This is a genomic window from Arthrobacter sp. SW1, from assembly GCF_001766675.1.
Taxonomy (GTDB): Bacteria; Actinomycetota; Actinomycetes; order Actinomycetales; family Micrococcaceae; genus Arthrobacter.
In genome coordinates this window covers 23,844-43,947 of the sequence record NZ_MJLT01000002.1, presented here as the reverse complement: position 1 = coordinate 43,947, position 20,104 = coordinate 23,844, and the positions used below count along the sequence as shown (strand labels likewise).

Here is a 20,104-nt window from a genome sequence, read left to right as displayed (position 1 = left end):
ATTGAGCGAATTTCATTTATGCGAAGGCGCCGATAATACGTGAAGCGCTGCTCGGGTAGGTATTGTTTCCGCACAGCTTGTACTTGCCGGAGACTGGCTGCTTGTAATAGAGCCTATTGTTTCCATCCCAATTCGAAGTCGATGAAACATCGAAGCCGACCAAGTTTGAAATCTTGAATCCAATCGACCAGTTCCAAGCACTTCCTGCCGAGTCGTACCGCGACCAGGTTCCAGCGGCAAGAGCACCCGTGCAGTACGGCGCCGAGAACACAGTCACGCCTTCGGTCGAATAGCCGCCTGTGAGCCTGATCGGGATGTAACTCCACTTCGTATAGTTGTAGTAGGAGTACCCGTTCATTACGATATAGCAAACGTCCTTGTAGTAGCCCAATTCCGACTCCAGCCGGTACCCCCTATTCAGGGCCGATTCAGCAAAACTGGCGTCAAAACCGCTTGACCGGGAAATAGTACCGCCGGCTTTCCAACCGACGGAGTCATTGCTCATGTCCATTGCGGTTCCAAGTGAAACGGACTGGGATGCGGTATAGGTCAACCAAGACGTCTGCTTGTAGTCCGGCGTGACGCTCTCTCCGATGCGTGCATTATTCTTGTATCCGCGGCTAAGCAGGGTGGTTGTACAGGTTTCCCACGCCTTGCCGAAACTCGCGCTTGGCTGTGACTTCTGGGCTCCATCAGGCTTGACCGTGGCGACAGCCGCGGGACGCTCAAGTGTCGGGGAGCTGAACGCGGACACCATAGTCTCGCCCTGCTGCCGACCATCCCACGCAACAAGAACTAGATCAACCTGACCGTCCGAGCTGCGATACTCCGCCGGAACAGCAGCAAGGTCGGCGCGGAGTTTGAAACCGCCAGAGCGATCAGCCCGACCATGGGCGATCGGCCATCGGTGAAATGAATCCCCGGGCTGCATCGCATTCAGATAAGCGGCCGACGGAAGTGCCGACGCAAATACGCGCACGCCGGTTCCATGATCTGTGAATCCTGGCAAGGATCCGCTCGCAATGACCGGCGCCGATGACTGCGCACTGTCAGGTAATTCGGATAATGCTGCCAGGCTGACATTTACCGGGACACCCGGGTCCTCTGCAGCAGACGCCGGCGCCGGTGCAGAAAGCAGAGTGGCCGCCAAGCACAGTGCGGCAATACTTCTAAAATTCAGGCGCGAAAACATAGTAAACCCCCAATACACGATACGAGCGCGCATGATTGGATGGCCCACTATCATTTTTCTCCAGCCCAAGGGCGATCCAGCGCTGGTCAGAAGTTAGCACTGCGAAGATTCCCTAACAAGAGTTTCAAGAGGGCAAAAAGTGCACTGCTGATGTCCTTTGACTATGAGAAGTTTCATATCTCTCGTCACCGATTGCCACCCGGTCCTGCATTACCGCACACCTAGCGCTTGCTCGAGAAGCGGCCCTAGTCACCATGACGTCGACCAAAACGTCTGGATCTCCACACCAAAGAGGCCTAAAGGCAGCTTTACCCGGCCACATCGATAAGCGTCAGGAGCCGGCTCCTGTTGGCGATCGGTCCTTCGGCTCCGCAAGACGACCGACTCCGTTCGCTGGCCCTTGGCTGGACAAGACCCTTTTGAGACCGATCCTGCATGTTCAAAACCCTCCAATGGCAGCGAAGAAGGCGCGAAACCATGGGGCCGTCGTCACAGGGTATCCGCGTAGGGAAACAGTACGAACCAGCCGGGCCACAGGATCCTTTCGCCTCCATCCGAGAGTCCGCCCACTTGCTCGAACACCGTGCATCTACCAGTCCCAAGCAACACGGCGTCCGGCAATGGACGCGCCACGTTGGGCTATGGCGCGAACACGCCGGAGCCCATCTGCCCCACAAAGGGTCTGCATAGGGTGACGCCGATATGCTGGTGAAGCTGTAAGTCCCCTACCACCGGTGGGGTGAAGGCGCTGACGGCATGGTCCTGTTCTACTACCGAGTGGAACCGCCCGCCTTTGTTGAAACGACCTAGGCCTTGCCAGCTGCTGCCTTGAATCCGCGATGGCCGTGCCACTCGCATGTGTGGCACGTCGGGCGAGGGAAGGCTAAGAATTACTGCCGTACCCGATGCTCATCGCCTTGACAGGAGGAGGGCTTTCGTCCGAGCTTATTGCCTGCAGGGTTTTCGGGGCCGGCCTTCTGTGGTTGATTGTGCCGAGCCTGGCCAATTCCGCTAGCTGCCCGGCTACATGGATCGTTAGACCTTTTGAACGTATGAGCGCTCGTCCCGATTCACGGACGAGCGCTCAAGAAATATTGGGCTTGTGAACTACGAAACTCTGGAGTAGCTCTCTCGGAAGAAATCAATGAGCAGGTCACGTTGTTCCGCCGGGTGGGTAGCCGGACGGGTGCTCTTGTCAATATGCCGATTGAGTGCTTCATGCAGGGCTTCCAGAGTTGCGAAATCTGGCGTCGGTCGGATGAACCACGCGTAACCATGCGGGCGGAGCGGGATCTGCGCATCGGCCAGGTGCAGGTCAGTCATTTCATCGATAACCGCCTGATCGTCGGCGCTCAGTTCGCGGTTGAGGCGCGGGATCCTGCGGACGTTGGCGCTGCCAGCAGTCGCTGAAATGAGCGCATCCCAAGTGGAGTCCTCAAGTCCTATCCACCCCTCAGTGGAATCCAGGAATGCGATCTCATCCCAGTCAGTGTTCATTGTTCTCCTCGTGTTGTTGCCCCGGGTTGCTTCATGCTACCCGCGTACGGAACTCGGAGCTGACCATGCCTGACGCAGGAAACCACCAGAGAAACATACCGGCTGAATGGTTTTAAAAGGCTTTGGTCGTGGTAGCCTCCCGTCATTCAAGCGCTGCGCTTGGATAGAGAAAATGGGGGTTTCAATTGAAAGTAGCGAAGAAACTTGCCGCTTGGGGTGTGACAGCGGCTCTTGCGGCGGGGGCGCTGGCTGTAACGGCTGCACCTGCTCACGCAGCCGGAGAATGCACCACCAGCGGCACGGTTTGCCTGTGGGACGGCTGGTGGTTCGTCACTCCGAAAAGGACGTTCAACTGGGTCACCTATTACGTTGGCGCTGACGCTAACGACAAGGCGAGTTCCTTGTCTGTTGCGTACACCAACCCGGCATCGCCATATGTCTACTTCTACCGTGACTACAACTACGGAGAGCCCCACGTCATTTTCAAGGAAGGCGGCGGGTCCAACGACCTCAGGAACCAGATGATGACGAGTACCCGTAACTGGGACGACGAAATTTCGAGCATCAAGGGATAGCACGTGCATACAAAACAAGGGCGATCTTGGAAAACAGTCGCTCTGGGCCTGCTGGCGGTGGCAGTTGCCTCCGCCAGCACGGCGTGCACCGCGCCCGCGGTTGCTGATCCGGAGCCCGAGCCAAGTATCAGCCTGCCGGCGGTGGACCGAAAAGCATTCAGCAGCGTTAGGGCGTCACTGAACGAAGAGACCGGCGAAGTCGTCCTGCCAATGGACAAATATTGGTACTCGGAACGTGAAAATGTCATCGTCAATAATGCGGTCGCGTTCCTCCTCGAGGACTGTGTGGAGGCAGCCGGTTTCACCATGATGCCGTGGGGCGGTGACCATGAGGCCAAGCAGGATTCCAGCTTTGGGCAATGGTCGCGTCAACTTGCTGCCAGAAACGGCACCCGGCCCCATTTCCGCGTCGTCCCAGGGGTTCACGACAAGGCGAATGTCACCGTGAGCGAGGCTGACAAGCAGGCCTACAAGAAGTGTTCTTCTCAGGTGGGGCGTGCCGGGTTCCCGGAGCTGCTGCCAGGACTTGCGGGAGACACGAGCATCCAAAACAAGATCATGTTGGTTGTTCTGGGTCTCACCGAGCGTGACGCCGAATTCGTTCAATACCGTCAGTCTTGGGAAGCATGCATCAAGGCCAACGGGTTGACACTCCCTGAAGACGAATCCTGGGTGCCGATGACCAATGGCCAGGAAGATGACATCCGAGCCGCTCTCATCGTCATCGATTGCAAGGAGAAAGCTGGCGGGGTGCAAAAACCCTATGACATCCTCGCGCAGTATCAAGCTGCTCAGATCAAGAATCATCAGGCCGAATTGAACGCCTTGGCCGAACAGAAGGCCGCTGCTGTCGAACGGGCGAAACAGGTTCTCCGGGACCATGGAGTCGCCGATGCCAAGCTCTGACGAAGAGCTATCGAGGGCCTTGCGCAGGGTGCCCCGTTGGTGGGTGATACCTCTGGTTGCAGTCCTTTCAATTGGTGGTTTGTTTGCAGCGTTCTGGGCGGGGGCCGCGTCGGCACCCGCTAGCGCTCCGTCCGCAGTCCAGACTGCCGTTCCGGTGACTGCGACGGTCGAACGACGGGCTGTATCCCAGCAGGTCACCCTGCCAGGAAAGGTTGCTGCAGGTGCAATGTCCACCGTCGTCGCGACACGGCCGCCGGGCGTGGACCGTCTCGTTGTCATGGCGCCGTCCAGAAACCTCGGCGACACGGTTACTCCTGGTGAATTGTTGGCAGTTGTTTCCGATCGGCCATTGCTCGTTTTGCCGGCAAGCGTCCCGCTCTATCGGGACCTATTCCTGGGAGACACAGGAAGCGATGTCACCGCGTTGCAGCACGCTCTGACGGACTTGGGCTACAGCTCGAACATCAGCGGCACCTTCGATGCGTCCACTCAGGCGGCGTTGGAAGCCTGGTACGAAGCAGTAGGGCAGACCGCGCCGTTCGGGAGCCCCGTCTCCGCCTCTGGACCGGACTCGGAGACGTCCTCCCCCGCCCAATCCGAGGCGACAGCTCCGCAGACGCAGGGAGTCGTCTTCCGGTGGCGTGAGTTTGTCCAGATACCACGCGACTCAGGCAGGATAGCGAGCATGGCAAGCGTCGGCACCGTACTTGGTGAGGACGGAGTCCTGGCACGGCTAACGATCGCTGATGACACCATCGTTGCAAGAGCCGATCTGCTTCAGGCTGATGCATTTTCTGTCGGAAGCCTCGTCACGGTACGAGCCGGTTCCAATACTGCGGACCTGAAGGTAACCTCACTTAGCGCATTCAAAGACGGCGACCCGGGCCAGAATCTGATTCCAGGCAAAGATCTCGTCATCGCGCTTCCCCCCGGGGCCAAAGGATTCTCCCGAGACCAGTCGGTCACCATTACCTCCGGAAAAGAAGCATCAAAATCCCTCGCCGTTCCTTTGATCGCGATCCGGCAGGAGCAGGGCGCCGCCTTCGTGGAAGTCGAAACTCCCGAAGGCCTCAAGCGCGTCGAAGTCGAAGTAACCGCACAAGCGGACGGTTGGGCCGGTATCGCCGAAAACAAGGACCTGCCTGTCACCACCCGCGTGAGACTTCCGTGACCGAGCTCCTGATGCGGGAGGAATCTGCTCCTTTGCTTAGGCTCGACAAAGTTTCCCGCACCTTTCGGGAGACATCGGCCCTTGCCGATGTCTCCCTCGAAATCCGTTCCGGCGAGTTCGTCGCGATCATAGGGCCATCGGGCTCGGGGAAATCAACGCTGCTCAACATCCTCGGTTTGTTGGACCGTCCAACTTCAGGCAGCTACGAGATCCACGAACAAAGTGTCGCCACGCTCCGCGATATACAACTGACTGAGCTACGTGCCCGTACATTCGGCTTCGTCTTCCAGGAATCCCACATGGTTGGCAGGGATACCGCCGCGCGAAACGCGGCTCTCGGACTGAGGGCCCGCGGGATCGGGCAAGAAACGCAGAAAGCCTTGCTGGGGCCGGCCCTCGAACGCTTGGGGCTGAGCCACCGCTTGTCCTCTCCTGCTTCCAATCTCTCCGGCGGGGAACGGCAACGATTGGCCATCACCCGGGCAGTCATTGGTGAACCCGCCGTCATTCTTGCAGACGAACCAACCGGAAGCCTGGATACGAAAAACGGCAAGATCGTCCTGCGTCACCTGCGGGCCCTTCATGCCACCGGAACAACTGTCATCATGGTCACTCACGACCCCGAGATTGCGGCATCTGCCGATCGGGTCATCACCATGCAGGATGGGCGGATCACCGGCGACTCCGGCTCCGGCGCGATTAGCGACGTCCCAGCAGAAGACCGTGGTCACCGCGTTGCGTTAGTCAGGCATTGGCGCCATGAGCTGACTGAACTGGCTGCAGACGCTCTTTCCGCGTTAACCACAAAGCCAGCGAAAGCCTTTCTGCTCGCTATCGCGTTCCTTCTCGGCAGCGGCGGCTTGGTTGCTTCGATCGGACTCAGCGAGAGCGCGGCAGTAAGGGTGTCTGACCGGATCGACGCGGCTTCCAACGATGAGGTAAGAGGAACCCGTGAAGGCGGGTATGCATCGTGGGGCGAGGTAAAGGCCGATGTGAGCAAGGCAAAAACGCTCCCCGGGGTACGTGGCGTGGGCATCATTGCCGACCTCCCCGCTGCCGATGCCCGGCCGTCTGCCCTCCGGCCGGGATCGCTCCCTGGCCAGGCTACTTTCACCGGCTCACTTCGGGTCTCCGATTCCGAGTACCTCCACATCCAAGGCGCACAAACCAGTTCCGGAGACCCGAAACTCCTCGATAGCTCCTTTGGAGGGCCGGTTGCTTTTCTCGGCCGGGCGGCCGCAGCTGAACTGGGCGTTGCCAAGCCCGGACCTGGAACCGTGGTGTGGCTTTACGGCAGCCCCGTACCTGTCGTCGGGCTGATCACCAACCCGGGCAGGGACCTTGTCCTTGACGACGCGGTAGTCGTGGGGACCGGTTCCTATCCTGTAAGGACGCGAGTCGCTGCAACCTTTGTCGTCCGAACGGAACAAGGCATGCCCGCTAGCCTTGCCGATGCTTTACCCAAGGCGATCAATCCTGCCAAAACAGGCGACATCAAAATACAAACAGTCGCCGATCTCAGGGAACTAAAGCAAGGGATCAACAAAGACCTCGCTCGCCTGGTTGCAATCGTCTCAAGCATCCTGCTGGTCATCGCGTGTCTCAGTGCCGGAACCACCATGTACCTGGGTGTTCTCGCTCGATCCAGCGAAATCGCCCTCCGTCGGGCCTTAGGGATGCGGCGCAGCTCCCTCGCCGCAATGTTCCTCTCGGAAGGATCGTTAGTCGGTACCTTGGGCGGTGTCGCCGGTAGTGCTGCAGGAACTGCGGCCGTTCTCATCTATTCCGCCGCTGAAGGGTGGGCACCGAGTATTCCTTGGTACACCGCAGCATGGGGAATCGGCGTCGGTTTGATCAGCGGAATCGCATCAGCAGTCTACCCGGCGCTGGCAGCGACGAAAGCCGATCCGGCCCAGCTAATCAGGACGTGATAACCCTTTAGCATCCAAATTCCAAAAAGCTCATGGGCGACTTGAATGGGAGTCAACGGAAGAACAGTGAAACCAGTGGAGGGCCGGCATTGAACTGCACCCCAAAAGTTGGAGTCGCAATGTGCGAGGTTTCCACCTTACGGTAGCGACCCGGTCCTTTGCAGAAGGCCTCGTCCCATTCCGGGATGAGGCCTTCGGTGGTTAAGCCTGGCCCGTGGGGTAGGACGTGTCGTTAGCCAGCGATGCTTTGTATTGCGCTGCCACCGACTCTGATCGCCTTGAAATTAGTATCCTGATCCGCGTCAGAGTCTTTGAGACTGGTTTTAGCCGGGTGATTCGAGGCTTCAGACCCTGTTCAAAACGCGAAGGACGCCACCTGTGTTGGAGCGCGTTCAGATCTTTATCCGGAAGGGAACCCAAGAATGACTGATGCCGTGTCCGCACCAACAAGGACCACGCACGGCTCCGCCTGGGAGGTTTTCCGCGTCTTCCTGAAGCTCGGAGTGACGTCCTTCGGTGGCCCGATCGCGCATCTGGGCTATTTCCGCACTGAAGTTGTCGAGCGCCGGAAATGGCTGGGCGACAAGGAGTACGCCGACCTTGTCGCGCTGTGCCAGTTCCTTCCGGGACCCGCTTCGAGCCAAGTCGGATTTGCGATCGGCCTGCACCGTGCGGGTGCTCTCGGCTCGCTGGCGGCATTCCTGGCTTTCACCCTGCCCTCGGCGGCGTTGCTGGCCGCGTTCGCCTTTGGCGCTTCGCTGTTCACGGGCCCCGTCGGTGTGGGTCTGCTTGCCGGATTGAAGATCGTCGCGGTCGCCATCATCGCTCAAGCAGTTCTCGGGATGGCCAAAACACTGACCCCTGACACCCGGCGTGCGTCGATCGCCGTAGTCGCCGCTGCTGCAGCGCTGCTACTGGGTGGCTCGCTCGGACAGATCCTCGCTATCATCCTCGGCGCAGTTGCCGGATATCTGTTCTGTCGCGCCGACGATACGCCGAACGGTAGTGCCCTGCATTTCCCGGTCCGCCGACGCACCGGTGTCACCAGCCTGGTCTTGTTCGCAGCACTCTTGTTCGGCTTGCCCTTGGCCGTGCTCGCCACCGGGTCCGGTGACCTCGCCCTGTTCGACGCGTTCTACCGGGCAGGGGCATTGGTCTTCGGTGGCGGCCACGTTGTCTTACCGCTGCTCCAGGCAGGAGTCGTGGACACTGGCTGGGTATCGAACCAGGAATTCCTTGCCGGTTATGGAGTCGCACAAGCCGTCCCTGGCCCCCTGTTCACGTTCGCTGCATACCTGGGCACCATCTCTACAACCGAGCCCGGCAATATCCCAGGAGCGATGATCGCACTGGCAGCAATCTTCCTGCCCGGATTCCTGCTACTGATCGGCGTGCTGCCGTTCTGGAACATGCTGCGGCACCGTACTTGGGCGCAGGCCGTCATGCGGGGTGCGAATGCAGCGGTCGTAGGCATCCTCGCAGCCGCGCTCTACACGCCGGTATTCTCCACAGCCATCACCGGCCCGGCCCCATTCACTTTGGCACTGGCATGCTTCGTGCTCTTGATTACCTGGAAACTCCCACCCTGGGCAGTCGTCCTCGTTGGCGCCGCGGGAGGAGTAATCCTCTCACTCCTGCCCTAGCTATCGACAGCCGCGGAAGCGCACTCCAGACAGAAATGGTCATGATCTCGCTCAACCACTCCTAGCGCCCATCTCCGTGCGGAACTGGACCGGGCTGAGTCCGCGCAGGCTTTGCTTGATTCGGACATGGTTGTACCAGTGGATATAGGCATCGAGTTCTTTCGTGAATTCCGCCGGTGAAGAGAAACGCCGCGCCCGGTAGAACTCTTCCTTCAAATGACCGAAAAAGCTCTCAACAAGGGCGTTGTCCAGGCAGTTGCCCTTGCGAGACATTGACTGCTTGATCCCGTGCCGTGCCAATAATCGCCGGTAAGCAAGGTTCTGATACTGCCAACCCTGATCCGAATGCAGGACCGGACGGTCCCCAGGGCCAAGCCGTACGATCGCATCCGTGAGCATGCCGGTGACCATCGCCATTGAAGGGCTGGAACTGACCTTGTACGAGACGATCTCTCCGTTGAACATGTCGATGACAGGTGAGAGATAGATCCGTCGCCCGGCAACCTTGAATTCGGTCACGTCCGTGCCCCACTTGGTGTTCGGAGCCTTTGCACGGAAGTTGCGCTTCAGAACGTTCGGCGCTGTCTTGCCGGCTTCGCCCTTATAGGAACGGTACTTGCGCCGCCGGATCCGGCAGATACAACCGGAACGGGACATCTCCCTTAGCACCGTTTTGCCGCTCATCCGGACATCGTGCCGCCTGGCCAGCTCGATCCGGATCCGCCGATGCCCGTACCGGCCACGTGCTTCGTCGAAGATCTCTTTAATCAGGGCCCTGCTGGCGGCGTACTTGTCCTCCTTGCGGGCCTTCGCCCGGTGATAGTAATAGGTGCTCGACGGCAGACCGACAAAGCCAAGCAAGGCCTTGACCGGATACATTCGCTCCAGCGACGCGACCACGCTTACCTTGATTCGCGTGCTCGCCTTGGGGCCGCCAAAGCCTGCAATTTTTTTAGTGCAGCATTTTCCATCTCAAGCCGCTGCACCTTCTCTTCCAGAGATTCCTCACCAGCCGACACGACATGCTTTCGAGGCCGGCCCGTAGGCTTTCGAGGCTCAAGCCCTGCAGGACCGTCCTCCCGATAGGCCCTAACCCACCGGTCGAGGGAAGCGTCACTGCGGATGCTTGACCGTTCCGGCCAGAACCGCCTCCACCGCAGCGATCTTCGTCTGCACGGAATACTTCATCGGCACCGTCGCTCGCTCCAATCCCTCGTCACCCTGACGACGGTAGCGCCCAAGCCACTTCACAACCGTATTCCGCCGCACGTTCAACCGCCCGGCAATCGCCCACGCGCCGTACCCCTGCTCGAACAACTCAACAGCGGCACGGCGCGTCTCGGCTCCATACTCCCCACGAACCGGCACTGAACAACCCCTCCAAGAAATCAGACTCTCAACTTTCAAGTCCAACTTTTGGGGTGCAGTTCACATGTGCCGGCCCTCCACTGGTTGACGGCCATTTTTATGCGCCGATTGCCGTGATGGCGTAGTGGGCGATGCGTTTGAGATCGTCTTGGGTGGCGCCGTCGCGGGCTTGTTGGCTCATGCCTTGGAGCGTTGCTCCGATGAAGGCTGCCATGGCTTTGGTGTCGGTGTCTGGCGGGATGTGGCCAGCGTCGCGGTCGCGGGTGAGTGCTTCGGCCATGGCGTTGATGTTGTCGTTGCGCATTTTGGCGAGGCGGTTGGCGACGTGACGGTTGGTGGCGGTGACGGTCACGGCGGCGCTGATGACCAGGCATCCGCCGGGGTAGGTTGTGGAGGCGTAGTGCTCTGCGGCTTCGAGGAGCAGGCGTCGCATGAGGGTGAGTCCGGTGGTTTCCTCGGCGAAGGCTATGGCCATGAAGTTGCCGTGGGTGGCGTTGTAGTGGTCGACGACGGAGAAGAAGAGTTCCTCTTTGGAGCCGAAGGCTTTGTAGAGGCTGGGCGGGTTGATGCCCATGGCCTGGGTGAGTTCCGCCAGGGATGTGCCTTCGTAGCCGTGGTCCCAGAAGACGAGGGTTGCCGCTTCCAGGGCCTCGTCGAGATCGAATTTGCGCCCTTGTCCTGCTTTTCCTGACACCGTTGTCCTTTCGTTTCCGCCGCGTTTAGACGCCCCCTGTTTCGTCCGGTTCGTCTTACCAGTGTCCCTTAGCCAGCTCTGTTGACGCTGTGTGAAGCAGCGAAACGGGGCGGCGGTTTCTTTCTTGTAGTGATCGCTACACGTATGTAAGTATCTCATCCATGAGCGAATCAACCAAAGATCAGATTGCTGTTGTTACGGGTGGAAGCCGTGGAATCGGTGCCGCCATTTCGTCCCGGCTTGCCGCTGACGGGTTCATTGTGGGTGTGCATTACGGCCGCGACGAGAACGCGGCTGCCGAGACGGTCGCCGCGATCAAGGCGGCCGGTGGCACCGCGTTTTCTTTCCGCGCCGATCTTGCTGCCGATACGGCTGCCGAAGATTTCTGGGCTTCTTTCGACAAGGCCGCTGCGGGTGCCGGGGTGATCGGCCAGCCGTTGCAGGTGCTGGTCAATAACGCCGGCGTCACTTTGCGTGGAGCGATTGAGGAGTTCAGCCGCGAGGACTTCCTGACCCAGCAGGCGGTGAACGTCAACGCTCCCTACTTCATCGCCAAGGAAGCGCTGCCCCGTCTTTCCGACGGTGGCCGGATCGTGAACATCTCCTCAGGCGTGACCCGGATCGCCTTCCCGGAAATCATCGGCTACGCCCTGACAAAGGGCGCCATTGACGCCTTCACCCTTACTTTGGCCAAGCACCTCGGTCCGCGCGGTATCACCGTCAACGCTGTTGCCCCGGGAGTGGTGGATACCGATATCAACGCGTCCTGGCTGCGTGACAACCAGGAGGCCATCGAGGGTGTCGCTGCCAGCACGGCGCTGGGCAGGGTCGGACAGCCGGATGACATCGCGAGCATCGTCGCGTTCCTCGCCTCCGACGGCGGCCGTTGGGTCACCGGCCAGACCATCGACGCCACCGGCGGAACCAACCTCTAACCGATCAACCACACCCGTACCGCATCTCCAGGCGCCGGCCCTTCGTCGGCAGCCACCGCATCAGACATAGGGGGAATGATGAACCGTGCCCGCGTACGCGGCATTGACCATGTTGGTCTGACTGTGCGATCGCTTGAGGAAGCGATCCATGATTTAAGGAACGCGCTCGGCGCCGGCCTCTGCTACATCGAAGGACCCATCCAAGATCCGGAACCGGGCTGGATGGCGCGCAAGTTGGGTTCCCGCGGTTCCTGCATTTTGCGGGTCGCTGCGATGAACGCACTGGGAACCAACCTTGAGCTCTTCGAGTACGCCGGCGCCGATCGGCGGTCGTGGACTGCAACGGCAGGTGAGGCGGGGACGTTCTTCCTGCTGTTGCGCACCCCAAGGCCTGAACGGATTGTCTCCCGCCTCTTTACCGAGAACGCCGTCGTCCGCCCGGTCGAGGAACCCGTCTTCGGTTACGAGATCGCTCTGCCTTCCGGTATCCAGCTTGCTATCCAGCGCAGCACCTCCGGTGACGAAGACGCCGGACGCCTCATTGGTGCCGTGTGCCTGAACCGCTACGACTACCAGGGTGCAGTCTCCGAGCTGCAAGGCACTTTCGGTCTGCACCAGGCGGGAGAGGTGACTGCGTTCGGGGCCTCCGGGGTCTTGCTGACGGGAGCTCATGGGGCCCAGTTGGCGGTCCTTCACGGGCATTCGCCTTCGCCCCGCCCGGCGAACAGTGACGTGGGCGGTCATCATGTGGCGTTCCACGCCGATGACGTCGATGCTTCCATCGACGCGTTGCGCCTCGCCGGCGGGTATGCGGCGCGGGGGGATGCGGAAACCATCACGGAAGGCCCGATTGCGGGTGATCGCTGGGTGTACCTCGATTCGCCTTTTGGGCTTCAGCTGGAACTGATCAATATGCCTGACGGGATGCTTCCCTACGAAGCAGAAGCTGAGACGCGTCGCAGGCCGATCGCGGCGGGGGTGCTGGCATGAGTACCACCACCACTGCTTCCCGGAGGGCCTTCCTCGGCGCGGGCGGCGCCCTCGCCGGCGTATTCGCCCTGAGCCAGTCACCTTCCGCCCAGGCAGCACCGAGTACGACGGTGGCCCGTACCCCGTATCGGGTGATCACTCCCGGGTCAGAACAGTACGAGGACCTGCTGCAGGGCACGAACCTGCGTTGGAAGGGCGCTGCCCAGCGGATCGCGTTCCCGCGGACCTCAGCCGAAGTAGCCGAAGAACTGCGCACCGTCCTGGCACTGGGGCTTCGGCCTTCGGCCCGTAGCGGCGGGCACTGCTACGAGAACTTTGTCGCCAACGGCGACGTCCAGGCAGTGATCGACACCTCGGCCATGGATCAGGTCCGGTGGGACCCGGAAATGAAGGCCTTCGAAATCGGTGCGGGCGCACAGCTTGGGCTGGTGTACCAGCTTCTGTACAAGCAGTGGGGCGTTTACGCGCCGGCCGGGAACTGCCCGACCGTGGCCGCGGGCGGGCACATCGCCGGCGGCGGCTACGGCAGCATGAACCGGCGCGACGGTCTCGTCGTAGATCACCTCCTGGCTGTCGAAGCCGTCCACGTCCGAACAGACGGGACCGTGGCCATCAGCCGTGGAACACGCGATCCCCGCGACCCGCACCACGATCTCTGGTGGGCTTACACCGGAGGAGGCGGCGGCAACTTCGGTATCGCGACCCGGTACTGGCTGCGCTCCCCTGCTGCCAGCGGTGACCGTCCGGAGAAGGCGTTGCCTGCCCCGCCCCGACATGTCTGGCTCAGTACGGTCGCCTGGGACTGGGACAGCATTGATGAGGCAGCGTTCACCCGGCTGCTAGACAACCATGGCCGCTGGCACGAAACCCATTCCGCCCCAGGGAGCCCGGAAGCGACGCTGTTCGCCCAGTTGAAAACCTGGCACCGCTCCAACGGCTCGATCACGATGGACACGATCGTCGATGCCGGCGCCCCTGACGCCAGCGGGATCCTGGAGCGCTACCTGGCTGCCGTCGCCGACGGCATCCCCGCACCAAAGGTCCTTCAGTACAGGCTCGTGCCGTGGCTGCAGGCCACCCAGTGGAGCGGTTTCACCGGCCCGGATTCCACCCGCCGCTTCAAAGGAAAGTCCGCGTACCTGCGCCGCAGCTACACGCCCGAAGCCATCGCTGCTGCCTACCGGGGCCTGAACGACCCGTCGATTTCCAACCCGACTGCGCTGCTGATGATCGCCTCTTACGGCGGAGCTGTAAACGCCGTCGCCCCGGCGGCGACTGCCGTGCCGCAGCGTGACTCCATCATCAAGTTCCAGGTCGTTTCCATCTGGGATAACCCCGAGGATGACGACGCGAACGTGGCCTGGACACGGGCGACGTACAGGAACATGTTCGCCTCTACCGGCGGGGTACCGCTGCCGAACGCGGACGCTGACGGCGCGTTTGTCAACTACGCCGACGTCGATCTCAACGACCGGGCCTGGAACAGCTCCGGTCAGAGTTCCTTCGAGCTCTACTACAAATCCAACTTGCCGCGCCTGAAACGGGCCCGGAATACCTATGACCCGAAGGGAGTGTTCTCCCATGCCCAAAGCATCCCTCTTGCCTGAAACCACTGCCCTGGTGACCCCGGGGGTTGCCCGGCTCGATGCCCTGACCGGGCTTCGTTTCCACGCTGCGCTGCTGGTCTTTGCCTTCCATCTCAGCCTTAACCGCTTCTTCGCCGATGATGCAGCCGCGGTGGAACCGCTGCGGTTCCTGTTGAAGAACGGTGGCTGGTTCGGTGTCACGTTCTTCTTCGTCCTCTCCGGATTCGTGCTGACGTGGTCCGTCAGGGCGGGGGACACTCCGGGTCGGTTCATCTGGCGTCGGCTGGCCAAGATCGTCCCCAACCACGTGGTGACCTTTGTCATCGCGCTCGGGATCGCCGGTCTGGGCGCGGCCACGGTCGGCGAGGCCGCAGCCAATTTCTTCCTCCTGCATGCCTGGGTGCCTGCCGATACGGCGTTCTTCAGCATCAACCACCCCAGCTGGTCGCTCTCGGCCGAGCTGTTCTTCTACCTGGCGTTCCCCTTCGTGCTCCCGTTGGTCAGGCGGATACCCGGCCGGAACCTCCTGCCTGCCGCGGCAGGCCTGATCGTGCTGATCACCGCCGCTCCCCTGCTTGCCGGGATGTTGCCCGCAGGCGCGGTTTTCGGTCCCAACCATGCGCAGTCCCCTCTTCACGGGGCGTCGATCCCGCAGATCTGGGCCGTTTACGCCCTTCCCCCGGTACGGTTCCTCGAATTCGTTGTCGGGATGCTCGCCGCCCGTGCTGTCGCTGAACGGCAGCTCCCCCGGATCCCGCTGGGTATTGCGGCGGTGTTCGCCGCAGCCGGGTACGGGCTGAGCCTGTTCCTTCCGCTGCCCTGGCAGATGGATGCCGCTTATGTGCTGCCGGTGACCGTCCTGGTCATCGCTGCCGCACAGGACCCGGCCCCGCCGAAGGCCCTCAGTTCGCCGCTCGCAGTGCGGCTGGGCGAGCTTTCCTTCGCTTTCTACATGGTGCACGACATCGTCCTTGGCGCTACGCGCAGCTTGATCGGGCCCGGCGCCCTGCCGGGCCCGGCTGCCGTCGGGGTGGGCTTGGCGGCATTCGCCGCCAGCCTGGCCTTCGCCTGGTTGCTATGGCGGGCTGTTGAAGTGCCGGCCAACAACGCCCTGCGGTCCCTGAACCCTTTCACTACCCGACGTTCCATCACTACTCGAGAGGCCTGACATGACTACGACCAACCGCTCCTGGACCGTCTCTGCACAGCAGGATGTCCGATACCGCGTCGAAACAAGCTTCGACATCCTGAACCCGGCCAACCCGGCTCTCATCGACGGCGAGTACGGCTCCCGCCGCCTCATTGTCACCGACACCACCGTGGACGCGCTCTACGGCGACAAGATCCGTGCCTACGCCTCGGCCAACCTGAGCGAGCACCGGATCCTCGTCCTGCCGCACGGAGAGAGCAATAAACGCTGGACCGCCGTCGAAGCCGTCCTCGAAGCCATCGAATCATTCAAACTGGACCGCCGCCGCGAACCCGTCATCGCGATCGGAGGCGGCGTCCTGACCGATATCGTCGGCTTTGCCTGCAGCATCTACCGGCGCAACACCCCCTTCGTCCGGGTACCCACGACCCTCATCGGTATTGTCGACGCCAGCGTCGGTGTGAAGACCGGAGTGAACTTCCAGACCGGAAAGAACAAGATCGGCACCTACTTCGCCGCCTCACGCAGTCTCCTGGATACCTCGTTCCTGGCCAGCCTCGGTGCCCGCCACGTCTCCAACGGGCTCGCCGAAATCCTCAAGATCGCGCTCATCAAAGACCGTGAACTCTTTACCCTCCTTGAAGAGCACGGCGCCACCGCCCTGGGAGGCCGCTTCCAGGACCACAACGAGGCAGAACAGGCCATCATTGACCGGGCCATCGCCGGGATGCTCGAAGAACTCGAACCCAACCTCTGGGAACAAACACTCGAACGTCTCGTCGACTACGGCCACAGTTTCTCACCTACCGTGGAAATGAAAGCCCTGCCCGAACTCCTGCACGGCGAAGCCGTCTGCCTCGACATGGCACTCACCACAGCGATCAGCGTCCACCGCGGCCTCGTCTCCACCGAACAAGCCCGGCGCATTTTCACCGTCATGGGCGAGCTTGGCCTTCCCGTCACGCACCCGGCCATGACAGCCGAGAACCTCCTTGACGGTCTCGCCGACACCACCCGTCACCGCAACGGACTGCAGCGCTTGCCCCTGCCGGTCGGCATCGGATCTGCCGTGTTCGTCAACGACCTCGGCCCTGCGGACATCACCTCCGCCTTGGAGATCCTCGCCTCCGCCGCGCGCTCCGGAAACACTGCGCGGGTTGCAGACAACGCACGGCTTGAAGGTGCTGTCGTATGAGCGTCCTGCCCCAGGTCCCGCCCCGCCCGCGCACCCCGGCCGGACATGCAACGGTGCTCGGAGTACATGGCGCCGAAGGACAAACCGGTTGGAAAGCGTTCTACACCCGCCGGGAGCTCGCGTCCCCAACCGAAGCTGTTGAATGGGCAACCCTGCCACCAGGCGCGGTCAGCGGCGAACACCGCCACACCCGCACCGAAGAGATCTATCTCATCCTCGACGGAACCGGGGAGTTCTTCCTCAACGGCGCCCCGCACCCTGTCCGGCGCGGGACTCTTGCACTCACCACACCCGGGAACGTCCACGGGCTGCGCAACAGCGGCGCCACGACCCTTAACTGGTGGGTCATCGAAACCCTCACACCCCGCACCCAGAACGCCCTGAACGGCACGAGCCACACGGAGACTGCACCCATGTCAGCACAAATCTTCGACCTCAACACCACCGCTAGGATCGACACCCAAGGAACCTTCGATGGTCCCCTGACCGCTGTCGAACGCCACACGACCATGCCCGGCCACACCCTCACATTCGGGCAGGACAACACCGAAATCGCAGGATTCCTCAACCAAGGCACTGCCCAGCTGTCCTTCCCCGGTTCCACCGCCCGCATCCAAGCGCCCGCGTCATTCCTCGTCCCAGCCGGAACCTCTGCAACACTCACGCCGGAAACGGACGGCGAACTGTTCACCGTCGAGCTGAAGATCGCCTAGCCATGATCATCAGCACCGTTGACCCGGACGACTACTGGAGCTGCCTGATCCGCCGAGGCATGCTGCACAGCGAAACTGAATCCGTCGAACACTTCACCCTCGCTCCCGGCCAGGAGCTCCATCTCGGAACCCAAGGCGTCCACGAAGCGGCCATCATCCTCTCCGGCACCACCAGCTACCAAGACCAGGACCTCACCGCCGGAGCCGTACTGCTCGCGCCGGCCGGGGAACAAGCAACACTCACGGCAGTCGCTGCCACGACGATCCTGAACATTCGCGCCTACCCCGAACCGGTCACCACACTCCTGCCGGCCCGGGTACCGGAACTGCCAGAGGCCGAACGTGTCATCTAACCCTGTTGGGGCAGGGCCGCGCAGCACCGCGGCCCTGCCTTTGGCAGTGTTCTTCGCCGTCACCGTCGAGATGGCTCCGGCCGGCGCCCTGAGCCACATCGCTACGGCTCTGCACACGGATATCGGCTCAGTAGCCGCCGGATCCAGTCTCTACGCCCTCAGCACAGCCTTGCTCGCCCTGCCGCTGGCCGGCCTCGCTCAACGGTTCGATCTGCGCAAGGCAACCATCATTGCCGGGATCGCTTTCACGATCCTCGGCCTGGCTGCTGCCGCGGGGCCTGACCTCACCGGCTACCTCGCTTTCCGGGCCCTGAACGGAGCAGCCCACGCTGCATTCTTCCCCCTTGTACTCGCCCTCGCAGCGGCCGCAGCACCCCGAAACACAGCGCAAGCCGTCGCGCGGGTCCTCCTCGGCAACGGCCTCGCCCTGGCCCTCGGCGTACCCGCGGCGGAAGCCTTGGCCGCGCTCGATTGGCGCCTGCCCCTCGCACTCGGGTCCGTTGGCGTCGCCACAGCGATCTCCTTCGCCCCACGTCCGACACCACAGGAGAGACCGATAGCAGAGGAAGCCGTGGACGGTTCACCGGGCAGGATCGTGTGGCTCGCCGCGCTCTTCGCAATAGCCCTGGCCGGACACTTCGCCTACTACACCTTCCTCGCACCTTCCGCAGAGACCAGCAGCCTCCCAGCCTCTCTGGTCCTCGGTATCTACGGCGCTGCAGTCATCGCTGCAACCGCGATCTCCGGAGCCATCGCAAAACGAAACCGACTCGGCCGAGCAGTAGCTGTCATCGCAATCGAAAGCATCCTCCTCGCGGTCACTGCGATCATTCCCGGACCAGTAACCACAATCATTGCAACGGTGATAGCCGGAGCCTGCTTCGGGTTCCTCCCGACCCTCATCCAAACCGAAATGCTCCACCGGGCGCCAGGTAACCAAACCCTCGTCTCCGGAGCAGCAGTCGTCGCGTTCAACACCGGTATCGCAGCCGGCTCCGCGGCCGGGGCCGCGTTTGCTGGGCATTCGACAATCTTCCCGAGTCTTCTTGGAGCAGTACTTCTCATAACCAGTGGCATCGGTTTCGCCGTACTTCGGGCAGTCGGCAGATCGCGGTGGATGCACAGCAAAGGAGGTCGAGTCACTACCGCACGAGCCTGCCTTCCCCCTCAAGCTGACTCCCAGACACACAACGCGCTCCGGTAGGTGTGGCGCTGCATCTGGCCAATAGACACAGTCCGCAACTGCGTTGACTTAGCCGTCCGGCCGCGAGTACAAGGCCCGGGCCGTCGACGTCGTTGCGATCCAGGTTCGGTTTCTCGAAGCTCCCGGTAGCAACTCGGACGATTCACGTCTCTGAGCGCTAGTAGGCAGCTCGTGTTATGAAGTCCGGTCGGCGACGACGATCGTACGGCGGCTGTATGTTTGGCTGTTTTTCTCCCAGGCGCCTGCGCAGGTCATGAGGATTAGATATTCGCCATGAGGGCCCGGCGCGGCGAGGAGGCGGCGCATATCGATTTGCGCGGCGTCCTGTTCGACAACCTTGGTGACGGTGTAGCGGAGGGTGGTGCCGTCGCCTCGTTCTAACTGCACTTCGTCGTAGGGTTTGAGCCGGGCAAGGCGGCTGAACACCCCTGATCTGCTGGTACCGCCGTAATGCGCGTCGATAAAGCTGACCCCGGTGATTCCAGGGAGATCGCTGCCGTTGTACCAGGCGGTGTCGTCGATGTTCTTGGGTGTGTCGATGTTCCCGTTACTGGTGATCCCGACGTGCAGGATGCGTGCTTCGACGCCGAGGCTGGGAATTTTCAGGATCCGTGGCTTGTCGGCAGCGACGACGTAGGCCTGCTTTTGCTGCTCACTGACCGGCGCTTCGCTAACATCTGCCGGGACCCCGGTCGCACTGGCAATAGCGCCGCCGGCCTGTTGTCGGAAGCCTCGATTCGTCAGCCAGGTATCCACTGCCAGGAGTCCGCCGACGAAGAGGACAAGACAGGTGCACGTAGTCGGAAGGATCTTTCGCAGCGACGAAACCCTTCGAGCCGGCTGTGCTGACGCGGGCATGGCCGCGGCCGACGGGGCCGGAACTGGCATTGCGCTAAGAGCCGTCGGTGGTAAATCGGATGCCCCCCGCCGACCCGTCGTGGACTGCTGCGCTGCGGCGGTCATGTCGTGGTCGGTCACGGGCGGCCAGGTTTCCGGGTGGA

The 20,104-nt window shown here is 61.7% G+C and carries 19 protein-coding genes; 13 read left to right on the top strand and 6 right to left on the bottom strand.

Features of this window, described 5'->3' with window-relative positions; translation table 11 throughout:
- Nucleotides 1-16 precede the first annotated feature (16 nt).
- Nucleotides 17-1,225: a hypothetical protein gene (locus BIU82_RS19575; RefSeq protein WP_139146487.1), complete on the bottom strand. Its 1,209-nt coding sequence runs from the start codon at nt 1,223-1,225 to the stop codon at nt 17-19.
- 1,074 nt (nt 1,226-2,299) lie between these two features.
- Complete coding sequence (locus BIU82_RS03335; RefSeq protein ID WP_070348055.1) at nt 2,300-2,689, bottom strand: DUF5956 family protein; 390 nt, start codon at nt 2,687-2,689, stop codon at nt 2,300-2,302.
- 401 nt (nt 2,690-3,090) lie between these two features.
- On the opposite strand from BIU82_RS03335, the gene BIU82_RS19805 reads away from it, so the two are divergent.
- The 5 genes from BIU82_RS19805 to chrA all read left to right on the top strand — a co-directional run bounded on the left by BIU82_RS19805 (nt 3,091) and on the right by chrA (nt 8,915).
- Nucleotides 3,091-3,264, top strand: coding sequence for a hypothetical protein (locus BIU82_RS19805; protein WP_171906485.1), 174 nt, complete (start codon nt 3,091-3,093; stop codon nt 3,262-3,264).
- 3 nt (nt 3,265-3,267) lie between these two features.
- The gene (locus BIU82_RS03330) at nt 3,268-4,170 is read left to right on the top strand and encodes a hypothetical protein (RefSeq protein ID WP_139146486.1); all 903 of its coding nucleotides are present in this window, start codon (nt 3,268-3,270) and stop codon (nt 4,168-4,170) included.
- A 226-nt stretch (nt 4,171-4,396) separates the two neighbouring features.
- The gene (locus tag BIU82_RS03325) at nt 4,397-5,341 is read left to right on the top strand and encodes a peptidoglycan-binding domain-containing protein (RefSeq protein WP_070348053.1); all 945 of its coding nucleotides are present in this window, start codon (nt 4,397-4,399) and stop codon (nt 5,339-5,341) included.
- On the top strand, nt 5,338-7,272 hold the full coding sequence (locus tag BIU82_RS03320) for an ATP-binding cassette domain-containing protein (protein ID WP_070348052.1): 1,935 nt from the start codon (nt 5,338-5,340) through the stop codon (nt 7,270-7,272). Before BIU82_RS03325 ends, BIU82_RS03320 begins: the two co-directional genes overlap by 4 nt.
- Before the next feature lie 422 nt (nt 7,273-7,694).
- Nucleotides 7,695-8,915: a chromate efflux transporter gene (gene chrA, locus BIU82_RS03315; RefSeq protein ID WP_070348051.1), complete on the top strand. Its 1,221-nt coding sequence runs from the start codon at nt 7,695-7,697 to the stop codon at nt 8,913-8,915.
- A gap of 51 nt (nt 8,916-8,966) precedes the next feature.
- Here the strand turns inward: chrA and BIU82_RS03310 are convergent, their stop codons facing one another.
- From BIU82_RS03310 to BIU82_RS03300, 3 genes are all read right to left on the bottom strand, one after another.
- Entirely contained in the window at nt 8,967-9,863 is an 897-nt protein-coding gene (locus tag BIU82_RS03310; protein ID WP_139146485.1) for an IS3 family transposase, read from the bottom strand.
- Nucleotides 9,864-10,028: 165 nt separating this feature from the next.
- Nucleotides 10,029-10,322: a helix-turn-helix domain-containing protein gene (locus BIU82_RS19480; RefSeq protein WP_171906483.1), complete on the bottom strand. Its 294-nt coding sequence runs from the start codon at nt 10,320-10,322 to the stop codon at nt 10,029-10,031.
- A 58-nt stretch (nt 10,323-10,380) separates the two neighbouring features.
- Nucleotides 10,381-10,977, bottom strand: a complete 597-nt coding sequence (locus tag BIU82_RS03300; protein ID WP_070348048.1) for a TetR/AcrR family transcriptional regulator — start codon at nt 10,975-10,977, stop codon at nt 10,381-10,383.
- Between the two features lie 161 nt (nt 10,978-11,138).
- Here BIU82_RS03300 and BIU82_RS03295 point away from each other — a divergent pair, with 161 nt between their 5' ends.
- The 8 genes from BIU82_RS03295 to BIU82_RS03260 all read left to right on the top strand — a co-directional run bounded on the left by BIU82_RS03295 (nt 11,139) and on the right by BIU82_RS03260 (nt 19,103).
- On the top strand, nt 11,139-11,912 hold the full coding sequence (locus BIU82_RS03295; RefSeq protein WP_070348047.1) for an SDR family oxidoreductase: 774 nt from the start codon (nt 11,139-11,141) through the stop codon (nt 11,910-11,912).
- A gap of 75 nt (nt 11,913-11,987) precedes the next feature.
- Nucleotides 11,988-12,902 carry a hypothetical protein gene (locus tag BIU82_RS03290; RefSeq protein ID WP_139146484.1) on the top strand — a complete coding sequence of 305 codons (915 nt, stop codon included), beginning with the start codon at nt 11,988-11,990 and terminating at the stop codon, nt 12,900-12,902.
- Nucleotides 12,899-14,509 carry an FAD-binding protein gene (locus tag BIU82_RS03285; protein WP_083292170.1) on the top strand — a complete coding sequence of 537 codons (1,611 nt, stop codon included), beginning with the start codon at nt 12,899-12,901 and terminating at the stop codon, nt 14,507-14,509. Before BIU82_RS03290 ends, BIU82_RS03285 begins: the two co-directional genes overlap by 4 nt.
- The gene (locus BIU82_RS03280) at nt 14,484-15,656 is read left to right on the top strand and encodes an acyltransferase (RefSeq protein WP_070348045.1); all 1,173 of its coding nucleotides are present in this window, start codon (nt 14,484-14,486) and stop codon (nt 15,654-15,656) included. Before BIU82_RS03285 ends, BIU82_RS03280 begins: the two co-directional genes overlap by 26 nt.
- 1 nt (nt 15,657) lies before the next feature.
- Complete coding sequence (locus BIU82_RS03275) at nt 15,658-16,833, top strand: sedoheptulose 7-phosphate cyclase (protein ID WP_070348044.1); 1,176 nt, start codon at nt 15,658-15,660, stop codon at nt 16,831-16,833.
- A complete protein-coding gene (locus BIU82_RS03270) occupies nt 16,830-17,546 on the top strand; it encodes a cupin domain-containing protein (RefSeq protein ID WP_070348043.1) in 717 nt (238 codons plus the stop codon). Before BIU82_RS03275 ends, BIU82_RS03270 begins: the two co-directional genes overlap by 4 nt.
- Nucleotides 17,547-17,548: 2 nt before the next feature.
- Nucleotides 17,549-17,899, top strand: coding sequence for a hypothetical protein (locus BIU82_RS03265; RefSeq protein WP_070348042.1), 351 nt, complete (start codon nt 17,549-17,551; stop codon nt 17,897-17,899).
- A 46-nt stretch (nt 17,900-17,945) separates the two neighbouring features.
- Nucleotides 17,946-19,103: an MFS transporter gene (locus tag BIU82_RS03260; protein WP_070348041.1), complete on the top strand. Its 1,158-nt coding sequence runs from the start codon at nt 17,946-17,948 to the stop codon at nt 19,101-19,103.
- A 174-nt stretch (nt 19,104-19,277) separates the two neighbouring features.
- Here the strand turns inward: BIU82_RS03260 and BIU82_RS03255 are convergent, their stop codons facing one another.
- Nucleotides 19,278-19,859: a class F sortase gene (locus BIU82_RS03255; RefSeq protein WP_070348040.1), complete on the bottom strand. Its 582-nt coding sequence runs from the start codon at nt 19,857-19,859 to the stop codon at nt 19,278-19,280.
- Nucleotides 19,860-20,104: the final 245 nt, after the last annotated feature.